The 26473-nt window shown below is 68.9% G+C and carries 27 protein-coding genes; 14 read left to right on the forward strand and 13 right to left on the reverse strand.

The features are described 5' to 3' along the window. The 10 genes from ACFE7F_RS11350 to ACFE7F_RS11395 form a co-directional block, all read left to right on the forward strand. Nucleotides 1–524, forward strand: a 524-nt coding sequence (locus ACFE7F_RS11350) for an SPFH domain-containing protein (RefSeq protein WP_375403960.1), incomplete at its 5' end; no start/stop codon positions are given. Next, nucleotides 521–988 carry an NfeD family protein gene (locus ACFE7F_RS11355; RefSeq protein WP_375403961.1) on the forward strand — a complete coding sequence of 156 codons (468 nt, stop codon included), beginning with the start codon at nt 521–523 and terminating at the stop codon, nt 986–988. The genes ACFE7F_RS11350 and ACFE7F_RS11355, both read left to right, overlap by 4 nt. Further along, nucleotides 985–2793, forward strand: a complete 1809-nt coding sequence (locus tag ACFE7F_RS11360; protein WP_375403962.1) for a DUF885 family protein — start codon at nt 985–987, stop codon at nt 2791–2793. Before ACFE7F_RS11355 ends, ACFE7F_RS11360 begins: the two co-directional genes overlap by 4 nt. A gap of 335 nt (nt 2794–3128) precedes the next feature. Further along, nucleotides 3129–3833 carry a response regulator gene (locus ACFE7F_RS11365; RefSeq protein WP_375403963.1) on the forward strand — a complete coding sequence of 235 codons (705 nt, stop codon included), beginning with the start codon at nt 3129–3131 and terminating at the stop codon, nt 3831–3833. Then, nucleotides 3802–5382 (forward strand): stimulus-sensing domain-containing protein, encoded by a 1581-nt coding sequence (locus ACFE7F_RS11370; protein ID WP_375403964.1) that lies wholly within the window; start codon nt 3802–3804, stop codon nt 5380–5382. Before ACFE7F_RS11365 ends, ACFE7F_RS11370 begins: the two co-directional genes overlap by 32 nt. Nucleotides 5383–5395: 13 nt before the next feature. After that, the gene (locus ACFE7F_RS11375) at nt 5396–5818 is read left to right on the forward strand and encodes an HPr kinase/phosphorylase (RefSeq protein ID WP_375403965.1); all 423 of its coding nucleotides are present in this window, start codon (nt 5396–5398) and stop codon (nt 5816–5818) included. Then, complete coding sequence (gene rapZ / locus ACFE7F_RS11380) at nt 5815–6723, forward strand: RNase adapter RapZ (RefSeq protein ID WP_375403966.1); 909 nt, start codon at nt 5815–5817, stop codon at nt 6721–6723. The genes ACFE7F_RS11375 and rapZ overlap by 4 nt, the downstream gene beginning before the upstream one ends. Before the next feature lie 19 nt (nt 6724–6742). Next, on the forward strand, nt 6743–7150 hold the full coding sequence (locus ACFE7F_RS11385) for a PTS sugar transporter subunit IIA (protein ID WP_375403967.1): 408 nt from the start codon (nt 6743–6745) through the stop codon (nt 7148–7150). Next, a complete protein-coding gene (locus ACFE7F_RS11390; protein WP_375403968.1) occupies nt 7147–7419 on the forward strand; it encodes an HPr family phosphocarrier protein in 273 nt (90 codons plus the stop codon). The genes ACFE7F_RS11385 and ACFE7F_RS11390 overlap by 4 nt, the downstream gene beginning before the upstream one ends. A 31-nt stretch (nt 7420–7450) precedes the next feature. Beyond that, nucleotides 7451–8251 (forward strand): TrmH family RNA methyltransferase, encoded by an 801-nt coding sequence (locus tag ACFE7F_RS11395; protein WP_375403969.1) that lies wholly within the window; start codon nt 7451–7453, stop codon nt 8249–8251. Nucleotides 8252–8280: 29 nt separating this feature from the next. On the opposite strand, the gene ACFE7F_RS11400 is transcribed toward ACFE7F_RS11395, so the two are convergent. After that, nucleotides 8281–9501, reverse strand: coding sequence for a DNA recombination protein RmuC (locus ACFE7F_RS11400; RefSeq protein ID WP_375403970.1), 1221 nt, complete (start codon nt 9499–9501; stop codon nt 8281–8283). Here ACFE7F_RS11400 and ACFE7F_RS11405 point away from each other — a divergent pair. Then, nucleotides 9475–9750, forward strand: coding sequence for a hypothetical protein (locus ACFE7F_RS11405; protein ID WP_375403971.1), 276 nt, complete (start codon nt 9475–9477; stop codon nt 9748–9750). The genes ACFE7F_RS11400 and ACFE7F_RS11405 overlap by 27 nt on opposite strands. A 204-nt stretch (nt 9751–9954) precedes the next feature. On the opposite strand, the gene def is transcribed toward ACFE7F_RS11405, so the two are convergent. Beyond that, nucleotides 9955–10479 carry a peptide deformylase gene (gene def / locus ACFE7F_RS11410; RefSeq protein ID WP_375403972.1) on the reverse strand — a complete coding sequence of 175 codons (525 nt, stop codon included), beginning with the start codon at nt 10477–10479 and terminating at the stop codon, nt 9955–9957. A 203-nt stretch (nt 10480–10682) separates the two neighbouring features. Continuing rightward, entirely contained in the window at nt 10683–11279 is a 597-nt protein-coding gene (recR, locus tag ACFE7F_RS11415; protein ID WP_375403984.1) for a recombination mediator RecR, read from the reverse strand. A 55-nt stretch (nt 11280–11334) separates the two neighbouring features. Between recR and fmt the strand changes: the two genes are divergently transcribed. Beyond that, entirely contained in the window at nt 11335–12252 is a 918-nt protein-coding gene (fmt, locus tag ACFE7F_RS11420; RefSeq protein WP_375403973.1) for a methionyl-tRNA formyltransferase, read from the forward strand. Next, a complete protein-coding gene (gene truA, locus ACFE7F_RS11425) occupies nt 12249–12992 on the forward strand; it encodes a tRNA pseudouridine(38-40) synthase TruA (protein WP_375403974.1) in 744 nt (247 codons plus the stop codon). Before fmt ends, truA begins: the two co-directional genes overlap by 4 nt. Here truA and ACFE7F_RS11430 read toward each other — a convergent pair. The 10 genes from ACFE7F_RS11430 to dapA all read right to left on the reverse strand — a co-directional run bounded on the left by ACFE7F_RS11430 (nt 12980) and on the right by dapA (nt 24814). Continuing rightward, complete coding sequence (locus tag ACFE7F_RS11430; protein WP_375403975.1) at nt 12980–14167, reverse strand: class I SAM-dependent RNA methyltransferase; 1188 nt, start codon at nt 14165–14167, stop codon at nt 12980–12982. The genes truA and ACFE7F_RS11430 overlap by 13 nt on opposite strands. After that, nucleotides 14164–15528, reverse strand: coding sequence for an NAD(P)H-hydrate dehydratase (locus tag ACFE7F_RS11435; protein ID WP_375403976.1), 1365 nt, complete (start codon nt 15526–15528; stop codon nt 14164–14166). Before ACFE7F_RS11435 ends, ACFE7F_RS11430 begins: the two co-directional genes overlap by 4 nt. Beyond that, on the reverse strand, nt 15525–15926 hold the full coding sequence (locus ACFE7F_RS11440) for a hypothetical protein (RefSeq protein WP_375403977.1): 402 nt from the start codon (nt 15924–15926) through the stop codon (nt 15525–15527). Before ACFE7F_RS11440 ends, ACFE7F_RS11435 begins: the two co-directional genes overlap by 4 nt. Further along, nucleotides 15913–17634 (reverse strand): dihydroxy-acid dehydratase, encoded by a 1722-nt coding sequence (gene ilvD, locus ACFE7F_RS11445; RefSeq protein ID WP_375403978.1) that lies wholly within the window; start codon nt 17632–17634, stop codon nt 15913–15915. Before ilvD ends, ACFE7F_RS11440 begins: the two co-directional genes overlap by 14 nt. A gap of 77 nt (nt 17635–17711) precedes the next feature. Continuing rightward, a complete protein-coding gene (locus tag ACFE7F_RS11450; protein ID WP_375403985.1) occupies nt 17712–18056 on the reverse strand; it encodes a response regulator in 345 nt (114 codons plus the stop codon). A gap of 52 nt (nt 18057–18108) precedes the next feature. Next, nucleotides 18109–20502 carry an ATP-binding protein gene (locus tag ACFE7F_RS11455; protein WP_375403979.1) on the reverse strand — a complete coding sequence of 798 codons (2394 nt, stop codon included), beginning with the start codon at nt 20500–20502 and terminating at the stop codon, nt 18109–18111. A gap of 77 nt (nt 20503–20579) precedes the next feature. Then, nucleotides 20580–22685 carry a M13 family metallopeptidase gene (locus tag ACFE7F_RS11460; RefSeq protein ID WP_375403980.1) on the reverse strand — a complete coding sequence of 702 codons (2106 nt, stop codon included), beginning with the start codon at nt 22683–22685 and terminating at the stop codon, nt 20580–20582. A gap of 44 nt (nt 22686–22729) precedes the next feature. After that, nucleotides 22730–23359, reverse strand: a complete 630-nt coding sequence (locus ACFE7F_RS11465) for a DUF2062 domain-containing protein (RefSeq protein ID WP_375403981.1) — start codon at nt 23357–23359, stop codon at nt 22730–22732. Beyond that, nucleotides 23356–23838: an SsrA-binding protein SmpB gene (gene smpB / locus ACFE7F_RS11470; RefSeq protein ID WP_375403982.1), complete on the reverse strand. Its 483-nt coding sequence runs from the start codon at nt 23836–23838 to the stop codon at nt 23356–23358. The genes ACFE7F_RS11465 and smpB overlap by 4 nt, the downstream gene beginning before the upstream one ends. A gap of 67 nt (nt 23839–23905) precedes the next feature. After that, complete coding sequence (dapA, locus tag ACFE7F_RS11475; protein WP_375403986.1) at nt 23906–24814, reverse strand: 4-hydroxy-tetrahydrodipicolinate synthase; 909 nt, start codon at nt 24812–24814, stop codon at nt 23906–23908. A gap of 79 nt (nt 24815–24893) precedes the next feature. Here dapA and ACFE7F_RS11480 point away from each other — a divergent pair. Then, the coding region (locus ACFE7F_RS11480; RefSeq protein ID WP_375403983.1) for a transglycosylase SLT domain-containing protein at nt 24894–26473 on the forward strand (1580 nt) is incomplete at its 3' end.

Here is a 26473-nt window from a genome sequence, read left to right on the forward strand (position 1 = left end):
ACATCCGCCCGCCCGCCGACATCGTCAACGCGATGGGCCGCCAGATGAAGGCCGAACGCGAGAAGCGCGCCAACATCCTCGAAGCCGAGGGCAGCCGCGCCTCCGAGATCCTGCGCGCCGAGGGCCAGAAGCAGGCGCGCATCCTGGAGGCGGAGGGCCGCAAGGAGTCCGCATTCCGCGACGCCGAAGCCCGCGAGCGCGCCGCCACCGCCGAGGCGAGCGCGACCACCGCCGTATCGAACGCGATCGAGGCAGGCGGCGTTCAGGCGATCAACTATTTCATCGCGCAGAAATACGTGGAGGCGATCGGCAAGTTCGCCACCTCTCCCAACGCCAAGACCATCCTGTTTCCCGTGGAGGCGACACAGTTGATGGGCACGCTCGGCGGCATCGGCGAGCTCGCGCGCGACGCGATCGGCTCGCCGCCCAAACCGCAATCCAAACCGCAGCCGAGCGGGCCATCGCCCGCCGCTCAGCCCAAGATCGAGGAACGGCGCGGTCCGTTCGAGCTGCCGTCGCAGTGAGTTTAGGCGACCTCGGGATCGGCGCGGCGGGTGCGTGGCTGATCGCCGCGCTCGCCTTCGCGCTCGCCGAGTTGGCCGCGCCCGGCGTGTTCCTCGTCTTCGTCGCGGTCGCCGCCGCGATCACCGGGGTGATGCTGCTCGCGCTCCCCGACCTGCCCGTCATCGGCCAGCTCGCCGCGTTCGCCGCCTGGAGCGGCGTCGCCGTGACGGTCGGCCGCCGCTGGTACCACGACAACCCCGTTGCGACGGACGACGCGCTCCTCAACGACCGCGCCGCCCGCCTGATCGGCGAGGTCGTGACCGTCACCGCCGCCATCGATAACGGCCGGGGCCGCGTCCGTGTCGGCGACGGCGCATGGCCCGCGCGCGGACCCGACGCGCCCGTCGGCGCACGGGTGCGCGTCGTCGCGGTGGACGGCGCGACGCTCGTGGTGGAAAAGGCGGGCGAACCGGAGGATCGTTGATGCTGTCACGTCGGACCCTACTCGCCTCGGGCGGCGCATCGCTCGCGCTTGCCGCCTTGCCTGCCCGCGCCGCCGGCTCGGCCGACACCGACGCGCAAGGCATCCTTGCAGGCGTCGCCGACGAAATGCTCGTCGACCATCCCGAGAACGCCACCTATCTTGGCATCGACAAGGGCGCGCGCGCCGGGCTGAAATCGCGCCTAACCGACCGTTCGCCAGTCGGGCAGCAGCGCCTGCGCCGAAACGCCGAGGACCGGCTTAAGCGCCTCGCCCGCATCGACCTCGCCGCGCTCACGCCTGCCGCGCGGATCGACGTCGAGGTGGTCCGGACCGCGCACGAGACGGCGCTGGCGGGCTACGCATTCCCGTTCGGCGACGTGGTGCCGCTCAACAACAGTGTCTCCTATCGCAATGCGCCCTACGTCGTCGCGCAGAATACGGGCGCGTTCGTCGAGGTTCCCGACTTCCTCGACGCCACCCACTCCGTCGCAACCGACGCCGATCGCCGCGCCTATCTCGCCCGGCTCGAAGCCTACGCCGCCGCGCTCGATGGAGAAACCGAACGTCTGCGCGCCGACGGCGGCCGCGGCGTGATCGCCCCCGCCTTCCTTCTCGACAAGACGCTCGGCCAGCTGCGCGCCGCCCGCGCGGAGCCGGTCCACCGGTGGGGCGTGGTCGCCTCGCTCGCCCGACGCAGCCCCGAGAACACGACCGGCTGGTCGGGCCGCGCGCAGGCGATCGCGCGCGAGCGGATCGCGCCCGCGCTGGGCCGGCAAATCGCCGAGCTGGAACGCCACCGCACTCGCGCCACGATGGATGCGGGCGTGTGGAAGCTGCCGCAGGGCGAGGCCTACTACGCCTGGGCGCTGGCCGCAGGCACGACCACGCGCATGACCCCCGATCAGGTACACGCGCGCGGCCTGGCCGAACTGGCGGAGCTTCACGCGCAGATGGACGTGATCCTGCGCGGCCTCGGGCTGACCAAGGGCAGCGTCGGCGACCGCATGACCGCGCTCGGCAAGGATCCGCGCTATTTGTTCCCCGCGAGCGACGCCGGCCGCGCGCAGATCCTCGCCTATATCGACGGCCGGATCGCCGACATGCGCACCCGCCTGCCGCGCGCCTTCACGATGCTCGTGCCCGGTCGGCTGGTGGTCAAGCGCGTGCCCCCGGCGATCGAGAACGGCGCGCCCAACGGCTATGCCGGTCCCGGCACGATCGACGGCTCGGTGCCCGGCAACTACTACATCAACCTGCGCGATACCGGCATCTGGCCCCGCTACGCGCTGCCTACGCTCAGCTATCACGAGGGATTGCCGGGCCACATCTGGCAGGGCGAATATACCTTCAAGCTCCCGCTCGTCCGCTCGCTCCTGTCGTTCAACGCCTATTCGGAAGGCTGGGCGCTCTATGCCGAACAGCTCGCCGACGAGCTCGGCGCATATGACGGCGATCCCATCGGCCGGCTGGGCTACCTTCAGTCGATCGCCTTTCGCGCCTGTCGGTTGGTCGTCGACACCGGCCTCCACGCCAAGCGCTGGACGCGCGAGCAGGCGGTCGCCTTCTTCGTGGACCGCAACGGCAACAGCGCCAGCCAGGCCGGAAGCGAGGTCGACCGCTATTGCGCCTGGCCCGGTCAAGCCTGCGGCTACAAGGTCGGCCACAGCGAGATCAACCGCCTGCGCGTCGCCGCCCAGTCGCGACTCGGCCCCCGCTATGACGGACGCCGCTTCAACGACATGGTCGTCCGCACGGGCGGCGTGCCGATGACCGTCCTCGAACGCGTGGTCGCCACGCTCGCCTGATCGCCCCTGTCCTACAACGCACGCGGCCGCTAGCGACTAGCCAGCTCTTTGACATCGCCGGACAAATCCCCTGATAAAAGGCAACAAGTGCGCAAGTCGCAGCACCTTCACCAACATCCGACCGCTAAGTCATTGATCCGGCGGCATCGGCTCGCGGCTCAACCCACGAAAAAAGGCACGAAAACCAAGCTCCCGCGACCCTGATCGGCCCAATAAGCGCTGCGAATCAGGCCATCGGCGCGGCCCGGCATACGCCCCGGTCGACGCCCGCGAAGGTTGAGCGCATTCCGTCTTTGGACTAGCTCGCGATTCATGCACCTGGACACCCGCCGGATATGACCGCGACGATCGCGCTGGTCGACGACGACCGCAACATCCTGACGTCCGTCTCGATCGCGCTGCAGGGCGAAGGATTCCTGACCCGACTCTATTCGGACGGCGAGACCGCGCTGAAGGCGCTGGTCGACAACGCGCCCGATCTCGCCGTGCTCGACATCAAGATGCCTCGCATGGACGGGCTCGAGCTGCTGCGCCGCCTGCGCGAGCATAGCGCGGTGCCCGTGATCTTCCTGACGTCCAAGGACGACGAGCTGGACGAGGCGCTGGGGCTCGCGATGGGCGCGGACGACTACATCGCCAAGCCGTTCTCGCAGCGGCTGCTGATCGCGCGCATCCGCGCGATCCTGCGCCGGACCGAGCTCGTCCAGGCTACCGACGCCGAGCCGCAGGGAGAGGACGGCCAGGTCGTTCGCGGCCGCCTCTCGATGGATCCCGCCCGGCACCGCACCAGCTGGGCGGGACGGCCAGTAACGCTGACCGTGACCGAGTTCCTGATCCTGGAGACGCTGGCCCAGCGCGCGGGCATCGTGAGGACGCGCAACCAGTTGATGGACGCCGCCTACCAGGACGACATCTACGTCGACGACCGCACCATCGACAGCCACATCAAACGCCTGCGCCGCAAGTTTCGGGAGGTCGACCCGGAGTTCGACGCGATCGAGACGCTGTATGGTGCCGGATACCGTTTCTCTGACGATTGACTCACCCCGGGGCGACCGCGACTTGGCGCTGCGCTGGTCGGGGCAGATCTCGCTCACCCGGCGCATCCTCGCGGTCAACATCTTCGTATTGCTGATGATGGTCGGCGGCTTCTTCTATCTCGATTCATACCGGTCGCGGATCATCGATTCGCGCCTCGCCCAGTCCGCGCGGGAGGTGCGGCTGATCGCGGAGGCGATCACGGCGGTGAATCTGCGGTACCGCGACGCGCTGGTGGTCCGGCTGGCGCACGACACCGGCGCGCGTATCCGCATCTACGATCACCGCGGCGGGGTGATGGTCGATTCGCACCGGCTCGGGCTTCGGAACTTCACGCTGGTCGATCCGGACAAGCAGGGCTGGGACCAGCGGGTCGCACGGCTGCTCGATGCGGGCGTAGACACGATCGTCGGTGCCGCGCGATCGCCGTTGTTTCGCGAACCGTCCAACGGCCTTGCCTGGCCCGATGTGCGGGAGGCGGCGGCGAAGCAGGCCGTCGCCACCACCGTCTGGCGCGCGCCCGACCGCACGCCCGTGCTGACGGCCGCGGCGCCGCTGTCCAGCCGGCGGGTGGTCCTGACGACGATCAACGCACGCGACATCACTCAGACGGTGCGGGTGGAGCGATTCCGGCTCGGCGTCGTGCTGCTGATCACGACGTTCGTATCTGTGCTGCTCTCGCTCTTCCTCGCCCGCACGATCGTACGGCCGCTCCGCCGGCTCGCACGTGCGGCTGTGCGGGTGCGGCTGGGCCGCGCGCGCGAGGTGGTGGTACCGCGCCTGCCCTCGCGCGGCGACGAACTCGGCATGCTCGCGCGCGCGCTCTCGGACATGAGCTTGGCGCTCCGCGCGCAGATCGACGCGACGGAAGCGTTCGCCGCCGACGTGACGCACGAGCTCAAGAACCCGCTAGCCTCGCTTCGCTCGGCGGTCGACGGCTTGGCGCGAGTCCGCGATCCGGCGCTCGCCGAGCAGCTGATGGCGATTGTCCGCGACGACGTGCTTCGACTCGACCGGTTGATCACCGACATATCGGAAGCCTCACGCCTCGACGCGCAGCTCAGTCGCGCCAAGTTCGAGCGCGTGGATCTGAGCGTGCTGATCGGCCGATTGCTGAATCAGCGGCGCGCGCGCGGGGTAGACAGGGACGTCCGCTTGGAATTCACCAGCGGCCCAGGCGAAGAGCTCGTCGTCATGGGCGACGGTTCGCGACTAGAACGCGTATTCGAAAACCTGTTGGAGAACGCGATCTCCTTCTCCCCCGACGGCGGCCTAGTCGAGATTGGCACGCTCCCGAGTGTCGACGAAGCGACGATTTACATCCAGGATCAGGGACCGGGCGTACCGGAGCCCGAGCGCGAGGCGGTATTCCGCCGATTTCAATCCATCCGACCGAGCGCCGAGGCATTCGGTCGGCATTCCGGCCTGGGCCTGGCGATCGCCCGCACGATCGTTCAGGGTCATCAAGGTGCGATCGTCGTGGTCTCGCGCAACGACGGCACGTCCGGCGCACGCTTCGTCATCCGCCTTCCTTCCGTCCTATCGCGCTGATCGGAGCCGATCGATGTCCGACACCATCCATGCCACCACGATCGCGATCGGCGGATGTGGCGTCGTGATCTCAGGTCCGTCGGGGTCGGGCAAGTCCGACCTCGCGCTCCGCCTCATCGACCGCGGTGCGGTGCTCGTCGCGGACGACCGCACACGCGTGTGGCGAGACGGCGATCGGCTGTTCGCGGGCGTCCCCGATGCTATACCAGGCAAGCTGGAGGTGCGCGGTTTGGGCATTCTGGAAGTAAGTCGCGTGCCGGAGGTGCCGGTCGCGCTGTGCGTAGACCTGGTCGCAAAGGTCGAACGAATGCCGTTCCCGCGGACGCGGACGATAGCGGGCATTGTCGTGCCGGAACTGGCGGTCGATCCCCGTCCGGCTTCGGCAGCGATCAAAGTCGAATTGGCTTTGCTTCACCGCGACCGGATGTCCGCATGAGCGAGCGGCGCCCGGTGCTGATCGTCACCGGCATGTCCGGCGCAGGCAAGCTGACGGTTCTGCGTACCCTGGAGGATGCGGGGTGGGAGGTCGTTGACAACCTGCCCCTAGACCTGGTCCGCCAGATGCTGAACATGCCCGCCGTTCGCGGCGAGGCCCGGTCGGTCGCGGTCAGCCTTGGAGCGCATACGCGCGGGTTCGACATTGAACGGCTGGTCGACCTAGTGAACAATCTGAACGAGGAGGGACGGTATAATGTGGGCACCCTGTTCCTCGACTGCGACACGCCCGAGCTCGAACGCCGCTACTCGGAGACGCGTCGTCGGCACCCGCTCGCGCTCGACCGGCCGGCGGCGGACGGCATCGCGCATGAGCGCATGCTGCTCGATCCGCTCAAACGCTGGGCTAACCGGCTGATCGACACGACCGCGCTAAAGGCGAACGAGCTGCAGAAGGCGATCCGGGCAGATTTCGGCTCGACCGGGGAGAACGGGCCGACCCTGTCCATCCTTTCGTTCGGATATTCGCGCGGACTGCCGCGCAGCGCCGACCTTGTGTTCGACATGCGCTTTCTACGCAATCCGCACTGGGTTCCTGAGTTACGGCCAGGTACGGGACTTGATCCCGAGGTCGCCGCGTATGTGAGCGGTGATCCGACTTACGAGGAGGCTGTGAGCCGGATCGAGGCGCTGCTGCTTGTCCTGCTTCCCCGTTATCGAGCGGAAGGTAAGGCGTATCTGACCGTCGCCGTCGGGTGTACCGGGGGGAGACACCGGTCGGTGCACGTCGCCGATCGGATCGCGAACCGGTTGCGTATAGCTGGATTTTCGCCCACTTTATCCCACCGCGACTTGAAGGCGGCGTCGCAGGACTCGCTGGAGCGATCCCCGCTCGTCACCGAATAATTTGGATGCAAACACGCAGATGATCGGCCTGGTTCTGGTCACGCACGGTCGGCTCGCCGACGAATTCGTGACCGCGATGGAGCATGTGGTGGGACCGCAGGCGCAGGTGGCGACGATCGCCATCGGGGCCGACGATGACATGGAGGCGCGCCGCACCGACATCGCCGCCGCGATCGGTCACGTCGACGCCGGGTCCGGCGTGATCGTGCTGACCGACCTGTTCGGCGGTACCCCGTCAAACCTCGCCATCTCTCTGATGGAGCGCGGGCGCGTCGAGGTGATAGCCGGCGTGAACCTGCCGATGCTCATCCGGCTCGGTTCGGCACGGCGCGCGATGAAGGTCGTTGATGCAGTCGCCGCCGCGCGCGAGGCCGGACGTAAGTACATCTCCGTCGCGTCCGAGGTTCTGGGCGAGGCGGCGGCGTGAGCGCAATCAGTCGTACTGTGCGCATCGTCAATCGCCGCGGCCTCCACGCCAGGGCCAGCGCCAAGTTCGTGACGCTCGCCGCCGCTCAGCCGACCGAGGTGCATGTGGGCAAGGACGGATCCGAAGTGACGGGCACGTCGATCATGGGACTGATGATGCTGGGCGCGGCGATGGGCGACGAGATCACGGTCCGCGCCGACGGCGACTACGCCGAAGAGGCGGTCGCGGCGCTGTGCGATCTTGTGGAGGCGAAGTTCGGGGAGGACTGACCTGTCCTCTTCGATCATCTAGGGCCGATCGATGCCGCGTCTCGTCACCGCCTACTCCAATCCGCTGATCAGGCAGGCTCGCGATTTGCGCGAGAAGCGGCACCGGCGCGAGTCGGGGCGCTTCCTGGCGGAGGGCCTGCGCATCCTGACGGAGGCGCGCGAGAGCGGGCGAATCCCACGCGTGTTGTTTTTCACCAGCGCGACCGCGGCGCATCCACTCGTCATACGCCTGATCGGCGCTGTCGAGAGCGCGGGCGGCGAGGCGATTGAGACTACGCCCGACATCCTGTCCAAGTTGTCAGGCAAGGACAATCCAGGCGCGGTGATAGGTGTTTTCGACGAGTTCGGGCCGACGCTGGACGAGCTCGACCGGAACGCGGCGAGCATCTGGCTGGTGGCCGAGCGACTGCGCGACCCGGGCAATTTGGGAACGATACTCAGGACGGGCGACGCGGTCGGGGCGGGTGGGTTGATCCTGATCGGCGAATGCGTCGATCCTTTTTCCGTCGAGGCAGTCAGGGCGAGCATGGGGGCGTTGTTCACCGTGCCGGTTGTGCGGTGCGAGTGGGACGCGTTCGTCGGATGGTTGCGGCGAGGGCCGGGGCAGCTGGTCGGGCTCAGCCTGGACACCGATGAGGACTACCGAACAGCGCGATACGACGAGCCGACATTCCTGCTGACGGGCAACGAGGCGCAAGGGTTACCAGAAGACTATGCCGCCTTATGCGATCTGCTGGTCAAGATCCCGATGCTTGGACGCGCGGATAGCCTAAACGCGGCAGTGGCCACGGCCGTGATGGCATATGAGGTGCTCGCTCAGCGGCGAGCATGAGAAAGAGCGCTCCCGGCTCGGAATAAGGTTCACTCCGCCGCGAGTTCGGCGGGCGCAAGCTTGGTGAGCGGGCGAGTGCTGGTCTCGACTATCGGCAGCGCTTCGATCTGCTTAGCACCGGTATCTATGTTCAGCGCCTCGAACCGTCTAGCCTGTGTCAATACCTGACTCTCCAAGCTGCCGACGAAGCTGTTATAGGCGTTGGACGCCAGATCGAGATTTCGGCCGAGCTTAGTCACGTGGCTAGCCATCGTTGCGAGCCGGGAATAGAGCTCCTTGCCGAGCCTCCCGATCTCTGCGGCTTCGCGCGCCAGCTTCTCCTGCTTCCACACCGCATCGACGGTGCGGGCGATGGCGATGAGGTTTGTCGGCGTAGCAAGCAGAACACGTTGGTGAAAGGCGAAGTCCCACAGATCGGCATCGTGCTCGAGCGCGGCGGACAGGAAGTGCTCTCCTGGAACGAACATTATGACGTAGTCCGGCGCGTTCTCGAACTGCGCCCAGTAGCTCTTGTTGCCCAAGCCGTTGACGTGTGCGCGCATCGCGTCGGCGTGCGCCTTTTGCGCGACCTTGCGTTCCAGATCATCGACCGCGCCGAACGCGTCCTGATAGGCGTTGAGCGACACCTTGGCATCGATGATCAGCGTCTTGCCGCCGGGAATGTTCAGGATGACGTCGGGGCGGTGCCGCCCGCCCTCCCCGTCATCCACGCTGACTTCGGTGCGGAAGTCGGCATGTTCCGACAGACCGCATGACTCGAGCACATTACGAAGCTGCTGCTCGCCCCAACGGCCCCGCGCCTTGGGAGCGTTGCGCAATGCATTGACGAGCTTGGCGGCCTCGGCGCGAACCGACTCTTGGCCGGTACGCATTAGATCGATCTGCGTCTGGAGGCCGGAGAAGGCATCGCGACGCTGTTCCTCCACCAAGGCGACCGTAGTTTCATAGCGTTGCAGGCGCTCATTGACAGGCTGAAGCAACTGCGTGAGCTTTTGACCCGATGCCTCCTCCGACTGGCGGAAGCGGGCATCGGCGCGTTCCAGAAACTGGCGTTGCGCCGTCTCCAGGGCCTTGGCGGCGGCGTTATCGAACTGAGCGGTGAGCTGTTCGCGGGCGTTGCGTAATTCGGCGAGGGACCCGGCGTGAGCCTGCTCGCGCTCCTCGGCGCGCCCCTTCAGGTCGGCATGATCGCGCGAAAGGTCACGAAAGTCACACCCCAACATGTGCGCGCGCTCGCGCAAGGCCGACATTTCACCTTCACGCTCCGTCTGGCGGGCGGCGGCGGCGGCGAGGTCGCGGAGCGCGTCGTTGCGCTCGCGCTCGACCGCGTCGCGCGCCTGGCGGACGATGTCGAGATCGGCCGCGCGGCCTTGTGCAACCGCGAGATCGGCGGCGGCTCCGGCGGAGCGGCGGACCGCGAGGAGCCAGCCGAGCACGAGGCCCAGCGCGAGCGCGAGAAGCGCGACGATGATCAGCTCGAGCATCGAGGTCCCACCTGAACAAGTTTAGGGAAATATAGGCGTGGACGCGTCCGGCGACCGGGCCGGCGGTCCGCGGCGTTGCGGGACGGGAGGGTGGGACGTCATGGCTGCGGAACGTAGCCGGAACGATCCTTGTAGGACAGAGGGAAAGTTGCCGTTCATCAACCGGTAGGCTGTCCACCCATCCGAGGCTTTTCCTTATCCAGGAAAGAGAGCTGAGGGTCAGGCAGCGCGGCGGAGCTTGGCGAGCTTCTTCAGGACCATGTCACGTTTCAGGCGGGAGATGTGGTCGACGAACAGCACGCCGTTCAGATGGTCGATCTCGTGCTGCATGCAAGTGGCGAGCAGGCCTTCGAGCCATTCCTCATGCGCGTCGCCGCGCTCGTCGAGCCAGCGGACGCGCGCGCGGGCGGGGCGTTCGACGTCGGCATACTGCTCGGGGATCGACAGGCAGCCTTCGTTGTAGATGCTGAGCTCCTCGGACGCCTCCAGCACTTCCGGATTCACATAGGCGCGCGGATCGCGGACCGGGCGGCCCTCCTCGTCCTCACGCTCCTGCAGATCGATCACGAGCACGCGTAAATCGACGCCGACTTGGATCGCGGCCAAGCCGATGCCTTTGGCGTCGTACATGGTATCGGTCATGTCGGCGATCAGCGCGCGGGTGGCGTCATCGACGGTCGCAACTGGCTTGGAGATCAGGCGGAGGCGGGGGTCGGGAATTTCGACAATCGGGAGAACGGCCATGTCGGGCGCGCTAGGTGGGAGGGGTCGGGGCGTCAAGTTGCCGGTCCGTCTCCTGCCTCCCCTTCACTTCCCCTCTCCCGCTTTCGCGGGAGAGGGTGGCCGAGCGCAGCAAGGTCGGGTGAGGGCACTTCCGGGCGCGGTCCGGCCCTCACCCTGGCGCTCCCGCGCCTGTCCCTCTCCCGCGAAAGCGGGAGAGGGTTGACTTACGAAACCGGTCTCCGCGCTCTTAAAGCCTGAGCTAACGTGCCCTCGTCGAGATAGTCTAATTCGCCGCCAACCGGGAGGCCGTGGGCTAGTTGAGTAACGCGGACGGGAAAGCGTTCGATGCGCTCGGCGAGGTAGTGGGCGGTCGTCTGCCCCTCCAACGTGGCGTTCATCGCGAGCACGACCTCGTCTATGCCGCCGGCCTCGACCCGACGGACCAGCCCGTCGATGGCCAGATCCTCGGGCCGTATTCCCTCCAACGCCGAGAGACGGCCACCAAGTACATGAAAGCGGCCGGGAAACAGCCGTGAACGCTCGAGCGCCCAGAGATCGGCGACCTCCTCGACAACGCAGAGCGAGCGGGCGTCGCGGCGCGGGTCCGAGCAGATCGCGCACGGATCGGCGGTGTCGACATTACCGCAAGTCCGGCACGTCGAAAGCCGCTCCTCGACCGCAGCGAGCGCGGTTAGGAGCGGACCCAGCGCCCCTTCGCGCTTCTTGAGCAAATGCAGCACAGCGCGCCGCGCTGAGCGCGGGCCGAGCCCAGGCAGCCGCGCCAGCGCGTTGGTCAACGCCTCGATCTCGGGGGACGCCATGAAGAACAGATAGGGACTTGGCAGCGGACACGCCAGCGTGGAAGGGCATCCGGCCATGCGGATCGTATTCATGGGAACGCCTGACTTCGCGGTGCCGGTGCTGGACGCGACCGTGGCTGCGGGGCACGAAGTCGTCGCTTGCTACACCCAGCCGCCCCGGCCGGGCGGGCGGCGGGGACGCGCGCTCGTTCCCTCCCCTGTCCAGCTGCGCGCCGAGGCGCTCGGCATCGCGGTGCGGTCGCCGGTGTCTTTGCGGCGAGCGGAAGCGCAGGCCGAGTTCGTAGCGCTGGGGGCGGAGATCGGCGTGGTCGCTGCCTATGGCCTGATCCTGCCGCAGGCAGTGCTGGATGGGTGCACGCTCGGGTGCCTGAACGTCCATGCCTCGCTGCTGCCGCGCTGGCGGGGAGCCGCGCCGATCCAGCGGGCGATCCTCGCGGGGGACGAGGAGACCGGGGTCGCTATCATGCAAATGGAAGCGGGGCTCGACACCGGGCCGGTGCGGCTGGAGGAGCGAACGCCGATTGGGGACAAGAATGCGCGCGAATTGACAGCGGAGCTGAGCGCGATGGGCGCGCGGCTGATGACGGCGGTGCTGGGCGATTTAGGCCGTTTTACGCCCGAGCCGCAGCGGGAGGTGGGCGTGACCTACGCGCCCAAGATCGAAAAGGCTGAAGCGCGGATCGATTGGGGGCGGACCGCGGTCGAGATCGAACGACAGGTACGCGCATTCGCGCCGACGCCGGGCGCGTGGTTTGAGGTTGAGGGCGAGCGGGTGAAGGTGTTGGCGGCTGAAGTGAGTGCTCCCGGTCATGGCAGCAAACACCCGGTTGGCCTTGTCCTGGACGACGTTCTTACCACTGCGTGTGAAGATGGCGCGATCCGGCCGATGCTCCTGCAGCGTGCCGGGCGCGGGGTGACGAGCACCGTCGAACTGCTGCGCGGCTTTCCGATCAAGCCCGGCACGCGGGTGTGACCCGGTATGCCTTGATCGTCGAGTATGACGGGAGGCCGTTCGTGGGTTGGCAGCGGCAGAGGCACGGGACGAGCATACAGAGCGTTCTGGAGGATGCCGCCTTCGCGGTCACGGGCGAGCGCGCCCGGGTGCAGGCGGCGGGGCGGACCGATGCCGGGGTGCATGGGTCGGCCATGCGCGCGCATCTCGACCTGGACCGCGATATCGCACCGTTCCGATTGATGGAAGCGCTGAATGCGCGGGCGCGACCGTTCCCGGTCGCGGTGCTGGCGTGCGTGATCGTGGCCGACGATTGGCATGCGCGCTTCTCATGCACCGGGCGGGCGTACGAATATCGGATCAGCAACCGCCGCGCGCCGCTGACTGTCGAGCTTGGGCTGGCTTGGCGCGTCCCGCAACCGCTGGATGAGGGGGCGATGGCGGCGGGGGCCGCGCTGCTGGTCGGGCGACACGACTTCACCACCTTCCGCTCCGCACATTGCCAGGCGAGCGATCCCGTCCGTACGCTCGATAGGTTGAGCGTGATGCGCGAGGGCGAGCGGGTGATCGTGCGTGCGGCGGCGCGGTCGTTCCTTCATCACCAAGTGCGCTCGATCGTCGGCTGCCTGACGCTGGTGGGCATGGGGCGATGGTCGACGACCGAGCTACAGGCGGCGTTAGAAGCGAGGGATCGGGCGCGGTTGGGACTTAATGCGCCGCCTGACGGGTTGTATTTCGTCGCGGCGAGCTACCCCGACTGACGGACCAGGCGCGCCGCGAGCTCGACATGCGTGGACCAGCGGAACTGGCCCACCGGCTGTACCCAGTCGATGCGCCAATCGGCATCGCACAATGTCTTCGCATCGCGCGCGAAGCTGCTGGGATTGCACGAGACGTACGCGATCGCATGGGCCTTGCACGCGGCCAGCGCGGTCGCCTGTTCGCGCGCGCCGGCGCGGGGCGGGTCGATCACGACCGAGTCGAACCGATCGAGCTCGGCCGCCGTGAGCGGGCGGCGGAACAGGTCGCGGTGCTCGACGTACACGGGTCGCTGACGACCGTCCGCCGCGGCCTTGAGCGCCAGCGTGGCATCGCGCGCACCCTCGGCGGCATAGACGCGGCCCGGCAGGGCAAGCGCGAAGGTGCCGAGCCCCGCGAACAGGTCGGCGGTGGTACGCGCGGGGCCGATCGCCTCAAAAACGGCAGCGACGAGCGCTGCTTCCCCCTCGCCCGTCGCCTGGAGGAAGGCGTGCGGGGGGAGGGGTACGGGAAGGCCGCCGAGTGTGATCGTGACCGGCTCGGGCTCCCACCGGGTTTCCGGGCCGAGGCCGTCGTCGACCGACAAGCGGGCGACGCCGTGCCGCCCGCAAAAGGCGCCGATCGCGTCGGCGGCGGCGAGGCCGTCAGGCCGCACGCCGGTCAGCAACACGTCGACGCCCTGGTCGGCGAGGGTGAGATGGACGTCGCCGCGCCCGCGCAAGGACAGACGCTGGAGCAGGACCCGCAACGGCGCGACGAGCGCGAACAACTCGGGCGCGAGGATGTGGCACTCGCGCAGGTCGACGATCGCATGGCTCTTCTCCGCCGCGAAGCCGAGCAGGACGCGGCCGCCTCGCGCTTCGGCGTGAAGGCTGGCGCGGCGGCGGGTGCGCGGGGGCGAGAGGATCGCGGGGCGTATCGGGGCTGAGAGCCCCTGCGCGTCGAGCGCGGATGCGATGCGGTCGACGATGAAGCCCGCTTGCGCCATCTCGTCCAGATGCTGGAGTTGGCAGCCGCCGCATTCAGGGAAGTGGCGACAGGGCGGCACGGCATGATGCGGACCGGGCACGATTTCGCCGGTGTCGGTCAGCGTATCGCCGGGCGCGGCGAAGGCGGCGTGCCGGCCGTCGGCGGCGACCCCTTCGCCCCGGGCGGCGACACGGATGATGGTGCTCATGAGCGCGCCGCCGACAACGCACCGGCCAGATCGTCGGCGAGGAAGGCGGGTCCGAGACGGCGCGCGGCCTCGCCGTGAAGCCAGACGGCGGCGGCCGCGGCGGTGAAGGATTCGAGTCCGGATGCGAGCATCGCCCCGCAAGCGCCGGCAAGAACGTCGCCCGTGCCGGCCGTCGAGAGCCAGTAGCTAGGTGAGGTGCCGACGATCACGCGGCCGTCGGGTGCGGCGATCACGGTGTCGGCTCCCTTGAACACGACCACCGCGTCGGACCGGCGGGCGGCGGCTCGCGCTCGCGCGATCTTGCCGCCCTCCCCCGCGCCGAACAACCGGTCGAATTCCCCCGCATGCGGGGTCAGGATGGTCGGCGCGGGCCGGACGTAGTCGAGCGCGAGCAGACCGAGCGCGTCGCCGTCGATGACGAGCGGGTGTTGCGACCCGAACGCGACGGCGAAGCGGTCACGGGCCTGCCCGTCCCGGCCGAGACCCGGGCCGACCACGACCGCACCGACGCGCGCATCGTCGAGCGCGTCGGGCGACCACGGACGGCGAACGATCGCGTGCGGGCCGGCGGACCCGCCGTCGATCAACAGTACATAGCCCGCGCCGGCATGGGCGGCCGCTTCGGCCGCGAGCGCGGCGGCCCCGGGCATCGCGCCCGCGATCACCAGGACCAGTCCACGGGTGAATTTGTGCGAGTCCGGGCCGGGTTCGGGCAAGACCGGGCGGGCGAGCGCAGTCGCGGCGCTCGGAGTAGGAACGCCGATGTCGAGCACACGCACCTCACCCATGTAGCGCGCGGCGGGTTGGAGCAGGTGGGAAGGCTTGAGCGCGCCGAGTGCCAGGGTCAGGTCGAAGCGGAACGGCGCGCTGGGAACCGCGCCGTCGTCGGTGGCGACGCCGCTCGGCAGGTCGACCGCGATGCGCAGACGGGCGGCCCGGGCGAGCGCATGGAGCGGTTTTGCGAAGGCCTCGTCGAGCGGGCAGGTCAGGCCGGTGCCGAACAGCGCATCGACCAGGATCGGCGCGGGGGCCGCCCGGTCCAGTCGCCCGACCGGACCGGACCAAGCGGCGCGAGCGCGACGAGCGCTGTGGGTGAGGGGTTCGCCGGTGGCGGCGATGCGGACGGGATGCCCGGCGCCGGCGAGCGCGGTCGCGGCAACGTACCCGTCGCCGCCGTTGTTGCCGGGACCGCACAGGATCAGCACCTCCGCGCCGGCGGCCAACCGGCGTACGGTGTCGGCGACGCTCCCGCCCGCGCGCTCCATCAGTGCATACATGGCGTCCGGCGTCGGTGCGGCCCGCTCCTCGGCGGCGCGCATTTCGGCTGCCGTCAGGATCGGCTGGCCTTCGATCCGGATCATGGTCGCGCGGTCGAGCCCTGCACGGTCGCGGGGAGCCGGTAACGGTCGCCGCCGACCGCGACCTCGATATTCTCCGCATCCAGCACGGCCACGCGCGCAGGCTCCGCGCCGTCGGCGGCGACCACTCCGCGGCCGTCGGCGGTCACGCGCAGACGCCGGAACGCGCCGTCGGGATGACGGACGGTGAGCGCCAACCTCTGGTCGGTCCGCTCGCGGTCGATCGTGCAAAGCGGCGCCAGGTCCTCGCCCGGGTGTGCGCAGGTGACGTGGTTGATTTCCGCGATGACAATAGGACGATCGACCAGCGCCTCCGCGTCCCGTTCGGCCGCGCCCTCCTTAGAGCAGGCCGCGGTCAACGCCAGCGGCGCAAGGAAGCCTACGCGCCTAGATGTCCGCATAGACATGCGTCTCCGCCAGCGCGCCGGGATGCGTGACTGCGCCTGCATGAGCCGGGCCGACGGTCCGGGCATAGCGCCAGAGCGCGCCGGAGCCGTAATCGGTCGAGCGCGGGCTCCAGCGGACGCGCCGATCTGCGAGGACGGCAGCGTCCACATCGAGGTCGATCGTCCCAGCTTCCGCGTCGATGCGGATGAGGTCGCCGTCTTCCACGAGCGCGATCGGGCCGCCGTCGGCCGCCTCCGGGCCGACATGGCCGATGCAGAAGCCTCGAGTTCCGCCCGAAAAGCGCCCATCGGTGATCAGCGCGACCTTCTCGCCCAGCCCCAGCCCGTAAAGCGCGGCAGTGGTGGACAGCATCTCGCGCATGCCCGGGCCACCCTTGGGCCCTTCATAGCGAATGACCACGACCGACCCTTCGGCGATATCGCGGCGCTCGACGGCGGCGAAGGCATCCTCCTCGCAGTCGAAGACGCGGGCGGGGCCGGCGAACCGGAGGCGGTGAAGCCCCGCCACCTTCACGATCGCCCCTTCGGGCGCGAGCGTGCCGGTCAGGCCGACGACACCGCCCGTCGGCGTGATCGGAGTCCGAACGTCGTAGATGACGCGCTGGTCGGGATTCCAGGTGACGCGGTCGATATTCTCGGCGAGCGTGCGACCGGTCGCGGTCATGCATTCGCCGTGGAGATAGCCGCCCGTCATTAGCGTCTTCATGAGCATATATACGCCGCCGGCCTCGTACATATCGCGGGCGACGTACCTGCCGCCCGGCTTGAGGTCGGCGAGATACGGCGTCGTCTTGAACAGCTCGGCCACGTCATGGAGGTCGAACGCGATGCCTGCCTCGTTCGCCATGGCGGGCAGGTGGAGCGCGGCGTTGGTCGACCCGCCCGTCGCGGCGACGACGCGCGCGGCATTCTCGAACGCCTGCCGCGTGCAGACATCGCGGGGGCGGATGTTCGCCGCCAGCAGCGCCATGACGCCCTCCCCCGCCGCGACCGCAATCTCTTCGCGCGAGGCATAAGGAGCGGGTACCATGTTGCTGCCCGGCAACGACAATCCGATAGCCTCGCCGACGCAGGCCATGGTGTTGGCGGTGAACTGGCCGCCGCACGCGCCGTGGCCCGGGCACGCTACCTTTTCCAGCGCGGTGAGCTCGGCGAGCGGACAGACGCCCGCGGCGTATCCGCCCACCGCCTCGAACACGTCCACCACCGTGACGTCGCGGTCGTTGTGGCGGCCGGGAAGGATGGAGCCGCCGTAGACGAAGATGCTTGGAATGTTCAGGCGCAACATCGCCATCATCATCCCGGGCAACGACTTGTCGCATCCCGCGAAGCCGACCAGCGCGTCGTAGCAATGGCCGCGCACCGACAGCTCCACCGAGTCTGCGATGACCTCGCGGCTGACGAGCGACGATTTCATGCCCTGGTGCCCCATGGCGATGCCGTCCGTCACGGTGATGGTGTTGAAGCGCCGGGGCATCCCGCCGCCCGCGACCACACCCGCCCGCGCTGCATCCGCCTGCGCGTCCAGCGTGGTGTTGCACGGGGCGGAGTCGTTGCCGGCCGACGCGAGCGCGACGAACGGCCGCGCGATCTCCTCCTCGCTCAGGCCCATGGCGTAATAGTATGAACGGTGCGGCGCGCGCTCGGGGCCGACCGATACATGGCGGCTAGGTAAACGGGACTTGTCGAAGATATGCGGCATCGGGCGGATATGCGGGAGGGGGGCGGTTAAGGCTAGTGCCTGCGGACCTCACCTCCCTTGAAAGGAAGAGAGAAGATTTAGAGCGCGTCGAGCGCCTTTTGCACGCCGTCCATGGTGAAGGGCTTCATCAGGCGCGGGCGATCGCGGAATTGTTCGCCAACGCTGTCTTCCGATCCACCGGTCGCGAACACGAACGGGAGACCGCGGAGTGCCAGCGCCTCGGCGATGGGGCCGCTTTTCTCGCCGCCGCGCAGGTTCACGTCCAGGATCGCCGCATCGGCGCCGTCGATCAGCGGCAACGCCGCCGCGACGGAGTCGGCGGTGCCGGCCACCTTGTGATCGAGAAGCTCGAGAAAGTCCTCGAGCATCATGGAGATCAGTGGCTCGTCCTCGACGATCAATATACGCTTGGGTGAACTCATTGAAGCGACTGCATAGCCGGGATTTCGCGGATGGCAAATCGGCCCGCGACCGTCACCGTGACGCAAGCGCATCGCGCGCGACCTCCGCCAGCTGCTGTACGGAAAACGGTTTGGGCAGGAACGCCACGTTGTCGAGATCGATCGACTTGCGGAGCTGCTCCTCGGCATAGCCCGACATGAAGACGATCGGCAGGTCGGGATAGATTTCGCGAACGAGGCGAACCATCGTCGGCCCGTCCATGGTCGGCATGACGACGTCGGAGATGAGGAGGTCGGGTCGCCCGCTCCGCTCCAACAATTCGAGCGCGACCTCGCCGTTCTCCGCGGTCATCACGGTGTAGCCCTGCCGCACGAGCGCGCGCTCGGCGACGGCGCGGACCATGTCCTCGTCCTCGACGAGGAGCACCGTGCCCGATCCCCACAAGTCGGCGGCCTTGGCGGCGGGCCTGGGCGCGGCGGTCCTGACGGCCCCGCCCGAGGCGTGGACGGGCAGGAACACGGAGAAGGTCGCGCCGTGGCCGGGTTCCGATTCGGCGAAGATGTAACCGCCCGACTGCTTGACGATTCCGTAGACCGTCGACAGCCCCAGGCCGGTGCCCTTGCCCAGCTCCTTGGTCGAGAAGAAGGGTTCGAAGATCTTGGGTAGGTCTGTCGCCGGGATGCCGCCGCCGTTGTCCTTGACTTCGAGCGCGGTGTAGTCGGCCACGGGAAGTACGTCGTGCCGTAGCCGACGCACCTCGATCGCGGGTACGGCGCGGGTGGTGATCGTCAGCGTACCGCCGCCGCGCGGATTCTTTTGCAGGATGGCGTCGCGCGCATTGACCACGAGATTGACGATCACCTGCTCCAACTGGCCGGGATCGGCGCGGACGGGCCCCAGATTGCGGCCGTGATGGACGTCCAGCGTCACGAGCTCGCCCATCAAGCGGTTGAGGAGATTGGAAACCTCCGACACGACGTCGGGCAGCTGCAGGACCTGCGGCCGTAGCGTCTGCTGACGCGAAAAGGCGAGCAGCTGGCGCGTCAGCGCGGCGGCGCGGTTCGAATTGGCGCGGATCTGCTGGATGTCGTCATAGTCGCTGTCGCCCGGCGAGTGGCGCATCATCATGAGGTCGCAATAGCCGATGATGCCCGTGATGATGTTGTTGAAGTCGTGCGCGACACCGCCCGCCAACTGGCCGACCGCGCGCATCTTGGTAGCCTGCTCCACCTCGCGCTTGAGGCGGCTCTCCTCCGAATTGTCCTTGAGCGACAGCAGCACCGCGGCGTCGCCCAGGCCCCGCGCACCGGCGATGGTGAGCGCGACGGGCTCGTCGGGCTGGTGCGCCAGGCGGATCGCCATGTCGCTGGAATGCGTCGCGCCGCCCGCGAACCGGCGGATCGCGTCGGCGACCGCCCCCTTGTCCTCGCGTACCACCAGATCGCCGGGATAAAGCGGCAGCGCGTCGGGCCTGACCCCGGCGGCGCGGGTGAAGGCGTCGTTCATCTGCAAGAAGCGCCCGTCGCGGTCGACCAGCGCCATGCCGAACGGCATGAGCGAGACGAGGCTGCGTACGTGCGCCGTCGCGCTCGCGCCGATGGCGGGAGCATCCTCCTCATCGTCCAGAAGCGCCACGAGCACCGGCGCGTCGTCGCCGTCGAGAAAGGGAATCTGGACGATGCGGAGGGGGTGACCCTCCAGCCCCTCGCGCTCGAAGCGCACCAGGCCGCGGCTGTCGGTGATCAGGTGGCGGGCGAAGTCGCGGCCCTCGATCGCGCCTTCCGCGTGGCCGGTGGCGCGGTGGGCGAGCACGGGGTTGGCGGCACGGACACGGCCGTCGGGGGCGATCAGCGCGGCCATGATCCCGGCATGGCCGAGCCGCACGCCGGTATCGCCGGTCAGCAAGTCGGCGACGGTACGGCTCAGATCATACTCGCGGTCGGCGCGAAACCGCCAGACGAGCATGTCGCCCTCCTCGCCCGTGCGCGTCACGATGGCGGCGAGCAGCGCAGACCCGGCGCGCAACCGCTCGGCAAAGCCCTGTCCGTCGCGCCAGGCGACGCGGCCCGCGCCGCCAAGCGCCTGCACGCCCGCCTCGTCGAGCGGCAGGCCGGGGGGGACGGGCAGTCCGCCGAACATGGCCTCGAACGCATCGTTCGCGCAGACCAGGCGGCCGGCGCGATCGGTAACCGCGACCGCGTCGTCGCTCGCCTGGGCGAGGCCGCGGACAAGGTCCCAATCGGTCCCGCGGTCGTCCGTCCCGCCACGGCGCGGCGCGAGCAGACGCCAGGCGATTACCGCGCCACCCGCGACGACGCCCGCGGACGCGAAGCCCGCGGCGGCGGCAAGGCTCCCGGTGAGGAGCAGGACGGGCACGGCGGCGAGGGCGGCGACGACGCCGACCGTGATCGCGGCACCGCGGACCGGGGCGACGATCGCCGGGTTGGGGATGGGAGCGGAGGCCATGACTTGCCGTTCACCATGCCGGACGGACACGCGCAATCAAATCCTCCCCGGACGCGGCCCGGGAAGGACGGAGCCGATCACCAGACCTTGATGCGCTGCGCGGGGGTCAGGTAATAGGTTTGGCCGGGCTTGACTTTGAACGCGTCGTACCACGCGTCGAGGTTGCGTACGGCGTAGGCGCGGAAGGCGCCGGGCGTGTGCGGGTCGGTGGTGAGCTGCTGGCGTATCGCCGCCTCGCGCGCCTTGGTCTGCCACACTTGGCCGAAGCCGAGAAAGAAGCGCTGATCGCCGGTGAAGCCGTCGATCACGGGCGCACGGCGGCCGTTCAGCGACAGCTTGTATGCGTCATAGGCGATCGTGGTGCCCGCCAGGTCGGCGATGTTCTCGCCCAGCGTCAGCTCGCCATTGACCTTGCCGCCCGGGATCGGCTCGTACGCCGCGTACTGGGCTACGACACGGTCGGTGTAGGTCTTGAAGCGTGCGACGTCCTGCGGCGTCCACCATTCGGCGACGTTGCCTTGCGGGTCGAACTTGCGGCCCTGGTCGTCGAAATGGTGGGTGATCTCGTGACCGATCACCGCGCCGATGCCGCCGTAATTGACCGCCGGGTCGGCATTGGGATCGAAGAAGGGCGGCTGCAGGATCGCGGCCGGGAACACGATCTCGTTCAGCAGCGGGTTGGCGTAGGCGTTGACCGTTTGCGGCGTCATGAACCACTCGGACCGGTCGACCGGCTTGCCGACCTTGGCGAGCTGCCGGTCGTACTCGAAGTTCGCGGCGCGCTCGGCATTGCCGAGCACGTCGCCGGGCACGACACGGAGCGCAGTATAGTCGCGGAACTTCTCGGGGTAGCCGATCTTGGGCGTGAAGGCGGCGAGCTTGGCGCGCGCCTTGACGCGGGTCTCGGGCGCCATCCATTCGAGCTTGGACAGGCGGGCGTCCATCGCGCGGACGAGGTTCTTGACCAGCGCGTCCGCCTTGGCCTTGGCGTCGGGCGTGAAATAGCGCTGGACATAGAGCTCGCCGACCGCCTCGCCCATCGATCCGTTGACGACCGACACGCCGCGCTTCCACCGATCGCGCAGCTGCGGGGTGCCCGACAGCGTGGTGCCGTAGAACGCGAAGTTCTCGTCCACGAACGCACGGGGCAACATCGGCGCGGCATTCTCGATCGTATGATAGGCGAGGTACTCCTTCAACGTTGACATGGGCGTCGCGCCGAGGATACGCGCGATGCCGGTCATCGCGGAAGGCTGCGCGACGATCACCTGCGGCAGGCTGGGGATGCGGGAGGCGGAAAGCATCGTCGCCCAGTCGAAGCCGGGCATGCGCTTGGCCAGTTCGCCGGTCGGCACTGGGTTGTAGATCTTGTCGATCTGGCGGTTCTCGACTTGCGTCCAGTGAACCTGCGCGATCTGCTTCTCGAGCTCGAAGATGCGTCTCGCGGCACCGTCGGGACCGGGCCGTCCGGCGAGGCGCAGCATGTTCGCGATGTGCGGCACGTATTTGGTTCGGACCTCGACGAACTTGGGCGTGTCGGCGAGGTAATAGTCCCGGTCGGGGAGGCCGAGCCCGCCCTGCCCGGTATAGACCGTGTAGACGGTATTGTTCTTCAGATCCTGCTGTACGCCCGCGCCGATCGGCACGTCGATGCCGCGTCGCGTGGCGGTCGCAAAAGCGGTGGCGAGGTCGGCGGGTGTCGCGATCGCATCGATCCTGGCGAGGTAGGGCTTGAGCGGGGCTGTGCCCTTCGCTTCGATGGCGGCCTCGTCCATGAAGGACGCATAGGCGACGCCGACCTTCTCGCCGACGGTACCCGGCGCGTTGGGCTGGCGCGCGACGTCCTCGATCAGCGCGCGGGTGCGCTGGTCGGACAGGTCGCGCAGGATGCCGAATCCGCCCCAGCTGGAACGGTCGGCCGGGATCTCGGTACGGGCCATCCACTGACCGTTGACGTACCGGTAGAAGTCGTCGCCCGGCGCGACGGTGCGGTCCATCGCGGTGAGGTCCACGCCGAAGTCGCCGAGCTGCGGCTTGCCGGGCGTCGAGGTCGGCCCGAGGGAGGTCGGCTGCGCAGCGGCAGGCCGAGCGGTCGTCGCGGAGGGCGCGCCCGACTGGGCGAAGCCGACGCCCGCGAGCGTGACGGTGGCGAGCAACGACGTGACGAGAACCGACTTCCGCATCGAACATCCTTATATGTTGGGAGGATGCCCAGTGTTGTACGCGGCTAGAGCGGCTCGTCAATCGCCCCGCCGGCCAGGCGGTGCCCCCCGTCCCGCGTCGCCTGATCATTGGCGATCCGCCGGTTGCGCCACTTGCGCGCGATCCACAAACGCCAGCCGAGCGCGGACAGCGCGTAGCCCAGCGCCGCCATCACCGCCGTCAGGATCAGGATGCCGAGCGCCGCGACCGCGCCCTTGTCGAGCAGCCAGGGAATCCAGCCCACCTGCTCGCCGATCTGCTGCGCCGCGCTCGCCGCCAAGTCGCCAGGGACGTGCCGGTCGACGCGCAGCATCCACTCGCCGATGAAGTAGGCCGCCACCCAGATGAAGGGCGTCGTGAACGGGTTGGTGATGAAGGTCGTCAGCGCCGCCGCCGGGATGTTTGCGCGGATCGGCAGGGCGAGCAGCGCGGAGAAGGCGATCTGCGCGACAGGGAACAGGATCCCCGTCACCATGCCGAGCGCGACGCCGCGCGGCACGGACCGGCGGGTCGCGCGCCAGAGCGCCGGATGCAGCACGCGGTGCGCGACGGGTCGGAGCAGGCGGCTGCGCTCCAGCCCCTCGCGCGTGGGCATGTTACGGTGGCCCCAGGCGACCGCGCGCTTCAGGGCACCCGGCCCGGCGGTCGCCGTCATCCGCGGTCGCGCATGATGCGTGCGGCATCGCGCTTCCACTCGCGCTCCTTGATGTGCTCGCGCTTATCGTGGTCCTTGCGGCCTTTGGCGAGCGCGAGCTCGACCTTGGCGCGACCCTGGCCGTTGAAGTAGACGCAGAGCGGCACCAACGTCATGCCTTCGCGCGCGACGCCGCCATGAAGCTTCTTGATCTCGCGCTCATGGAGCAGGAGCTTCCGCGGCCGCTTGGGTTCATGATTGTAGCGGTTGCCGTGGCTGAACTCGGGGACGTTCGAATTGACGAGCCACACCTCCGCGCCCTTCACCTCGGCGTAGGACTCGGCGATCGACCCCTCGCCGAAACGGAGCGATTTCACCTCGGTACCCGTGAGCGCGATCCCCGCTTCGAAGGTCTGTTCGATCGAATATTCGAACCGCGCACGCCGGTTCTCGGCGACGACCTTGCGCTTGTCGAAGGCTGCGGGCTTGGGTCGCGTCATGCGCGGTCATGTAGGCGAGCGCCCGGGAGAACGGAAGCGGCACGCGGCGGGGCGGCGCGATCGCGGGCTATAGCGGGAACCCGCGAAATTCCTGAACCAAACCAGCATGCGCGAGCGCGGCGTCGACCGCCGCGCGCGACGCTTCGCTCGGCCAGGTCATGGGCGGGCGGAGCGTTTCGGGGAAGCCGGGGCGTACCCGGGTGAGCGCGTATTTGACCGGGCCGGGGGAGGCGTCGGTGAACAGCGCGGTGTGGAGGGGGAAGAGGCGGTCGTGATACTCCAGCGCGCTGGCGTGGTCGCCGGCTTGGCAGGCCGCCTGGAACTCGGCGCAGAGGCGTGGGGCGACGTTCGCGGAGACGGAGATGCAGCCGGTCCCGCCCAACGTGTTGAAGGCGAGCGCGAGGTCGTCGTTGCCCGACAGCTGAGTGAATGCCGCGCCGACGCTCGCGCGGTGTTCCGATACACGGGCGAGGACGCCGCTCGCATCCTTGACGGCGACGAACACGGTCGGGTGCGCCTGGACGATGCGCGCGAGCGTCGCGGGCTGGATGTCGGTCACGGTGCGGCTGGGCACGTTGTAGAGGATGATCGGCAGCGCCGCGCCGTGGGCGAGCGTCTCGAAATGCCGGAAGACGCCTTCCTGGCTCGGGCGGTTGTAATAGGGCGGGACCATCAGCGCGGCGTCCGCCCCCGCGTCGCGGGCGGCGGCGATGTTCGCGGCGGCGACGCGCGTGTCGTTGGAGCCGGCCCCCGCGATCACGGGAACACGGCCTCTCGCCTGAGCGACGCATGTCGTCACGACGTGGAAATGCTCGCGCAGGTCGAGCGTCGCGGCCTCACCCGTAGTCCCGCAGGCGACGAGCGCGGACGAGCCTTCGGCGATCTGCCATTCGATGAGGTCGCGGTAGGCCGCTTCGTCGAACGCCCCGTCCGCCTGGAACGGCGTGACGAGCGCCGGGATCGATCCGGAGAACATGGCTGGAATCGTCTCCCAATCACCCGGGCCGGGCGATTTCATCCAGGACAGGTAGGGACGAGTCGACTAGTCTGTCCATATGCTTGGCATCCTTCTCCGTTCCGGCGCGCTGGTCACCGTCCTCACCCAGGTGACGGGCACGCCGCCGATCGATCTCTCGCGGGTGCAGGCCCCCGCTCCGTACTCGCCGCAACCTACGAGCGACGGTGCGATCGCGTCGGCCGTCGCCGAATGGCGCGCGGTCGGGCAGACGGACGCGCTGCCGTTCGACAGCTATGCGCGCTTCCTGCTCGCGCATCCCGGCTGGCCGAACGAAGCGGCGAACCGGCGCGCGGCCGAGCGCCAGGCCGGCGCCGCATCGCCGACCAGCGCGGTCGCGTTCTTCCGCCGCTTCCCACCGCAGACGGCCGGTGGCACCCTCGCCCATGCGCGCGCTCTCGCCGCAACGGGCGATACGGCGCGGGCGCGCGACGAGGCGCGGCGCGCCTGGCGGATGGGATCGATGGCCGCCACCGACGAGAGCACGCTGCTGTCGACCTTCGGCTTCGCGCTGACGCCGGCGGATCACGACGCGCATGTCGACGCGCTGCTCTGGGCCGGCGGCACGAGCGCCGCCGCGCGGGCGATTCCGCTCACCTCGTCCGCAATGCGTCCGGTGCTCGAGGCGCGGTTGGCGCTGCGCACCAACTCGCCGAATGTCGGGGCGATCGATGCCGAGCGGTTCCGGACCGACGCGGGCTTCGTGGCCGACCGCGCGACCTGGCTCAGGAGCAACGGCGCGGGGCCGAGCGCGCGGAGTTGGCTCGCCCGCCCGCGCCAGCTGACGCAGCGCCCGGGCAACGTGGAGCGCTGGTACGAGGTGCTGCTGACCGCCGCGCGCGGGGCGTCGGCGGACGGGCAGCACCAACTCGCCTACGATATCGCGCGCCAGATCGACGACGCCTATCCGCCCGGCACCGACGTCTCGGCCAAGCCGTATGGCGAGCGCGACGACTATACGAGCCTCGCCTGGCTGGCGGGCCAGTCGGCGATGAAGATCGGTCGCCCGGCGGACGCGTCGGTGATGTTCGACCGGTACGGCCTGGGCGTGAAGTCGCCGCAGACGCGCGCCAAGGGCTTCTATTGGGCCGCACGCGCCGCCGCGCAGGGAGGACGCGCGGCCGAGGCGACCGCCCTGTTCGAGCGGACGGCGGCGTTCCGCGACCAATATCACGGCCAGCTCGCGACCGAGCGGCTCGGCCGCTCGCTGCTGCCGCCCGCCCCGACGATCACGCTCCCCATCCCGCCCGCGACGCGCGCGGCGTGGGAGGCGCGTAGTGTCGTGCGCGCGGCGCGGTTCCTGGGGCAGATCGGCGCGAGGACGGACCAGACCGCGTTCGTGCGCCGGATCGCCGACGGCGTCGAGACCGAGAGCGATCAGCTGCTCGCCGTCGAGCTTTCTCGCGCCCTGTCCCGCCCCGACCTGGCGGTCATGGCCAGCCGGATCGCCGCGCAGAACGGGCTGATGGCTCACTCGGCCGCAGGCTTCCCGACCGTGCCGGTGCCGAGCGGATACGAGCGCAACTGGGTGGTGATCCACGCCATCACGCGCCAGGAGTCCCAGTTTGACCGGACCGCGATGAGTTCGGCGGGCGCGCGTGGGCTGATGCAGCTGATGCC

It is taken from the genome of uncultured Sphingomonas sp., assembly GCF_964235535.1.
Taxonomy (GTDB): Bacteria; Pseudomonadota; Alphaproteobacteria; order Sphingomonadales; family Sphingomonadaceae; genus Sphingomonas.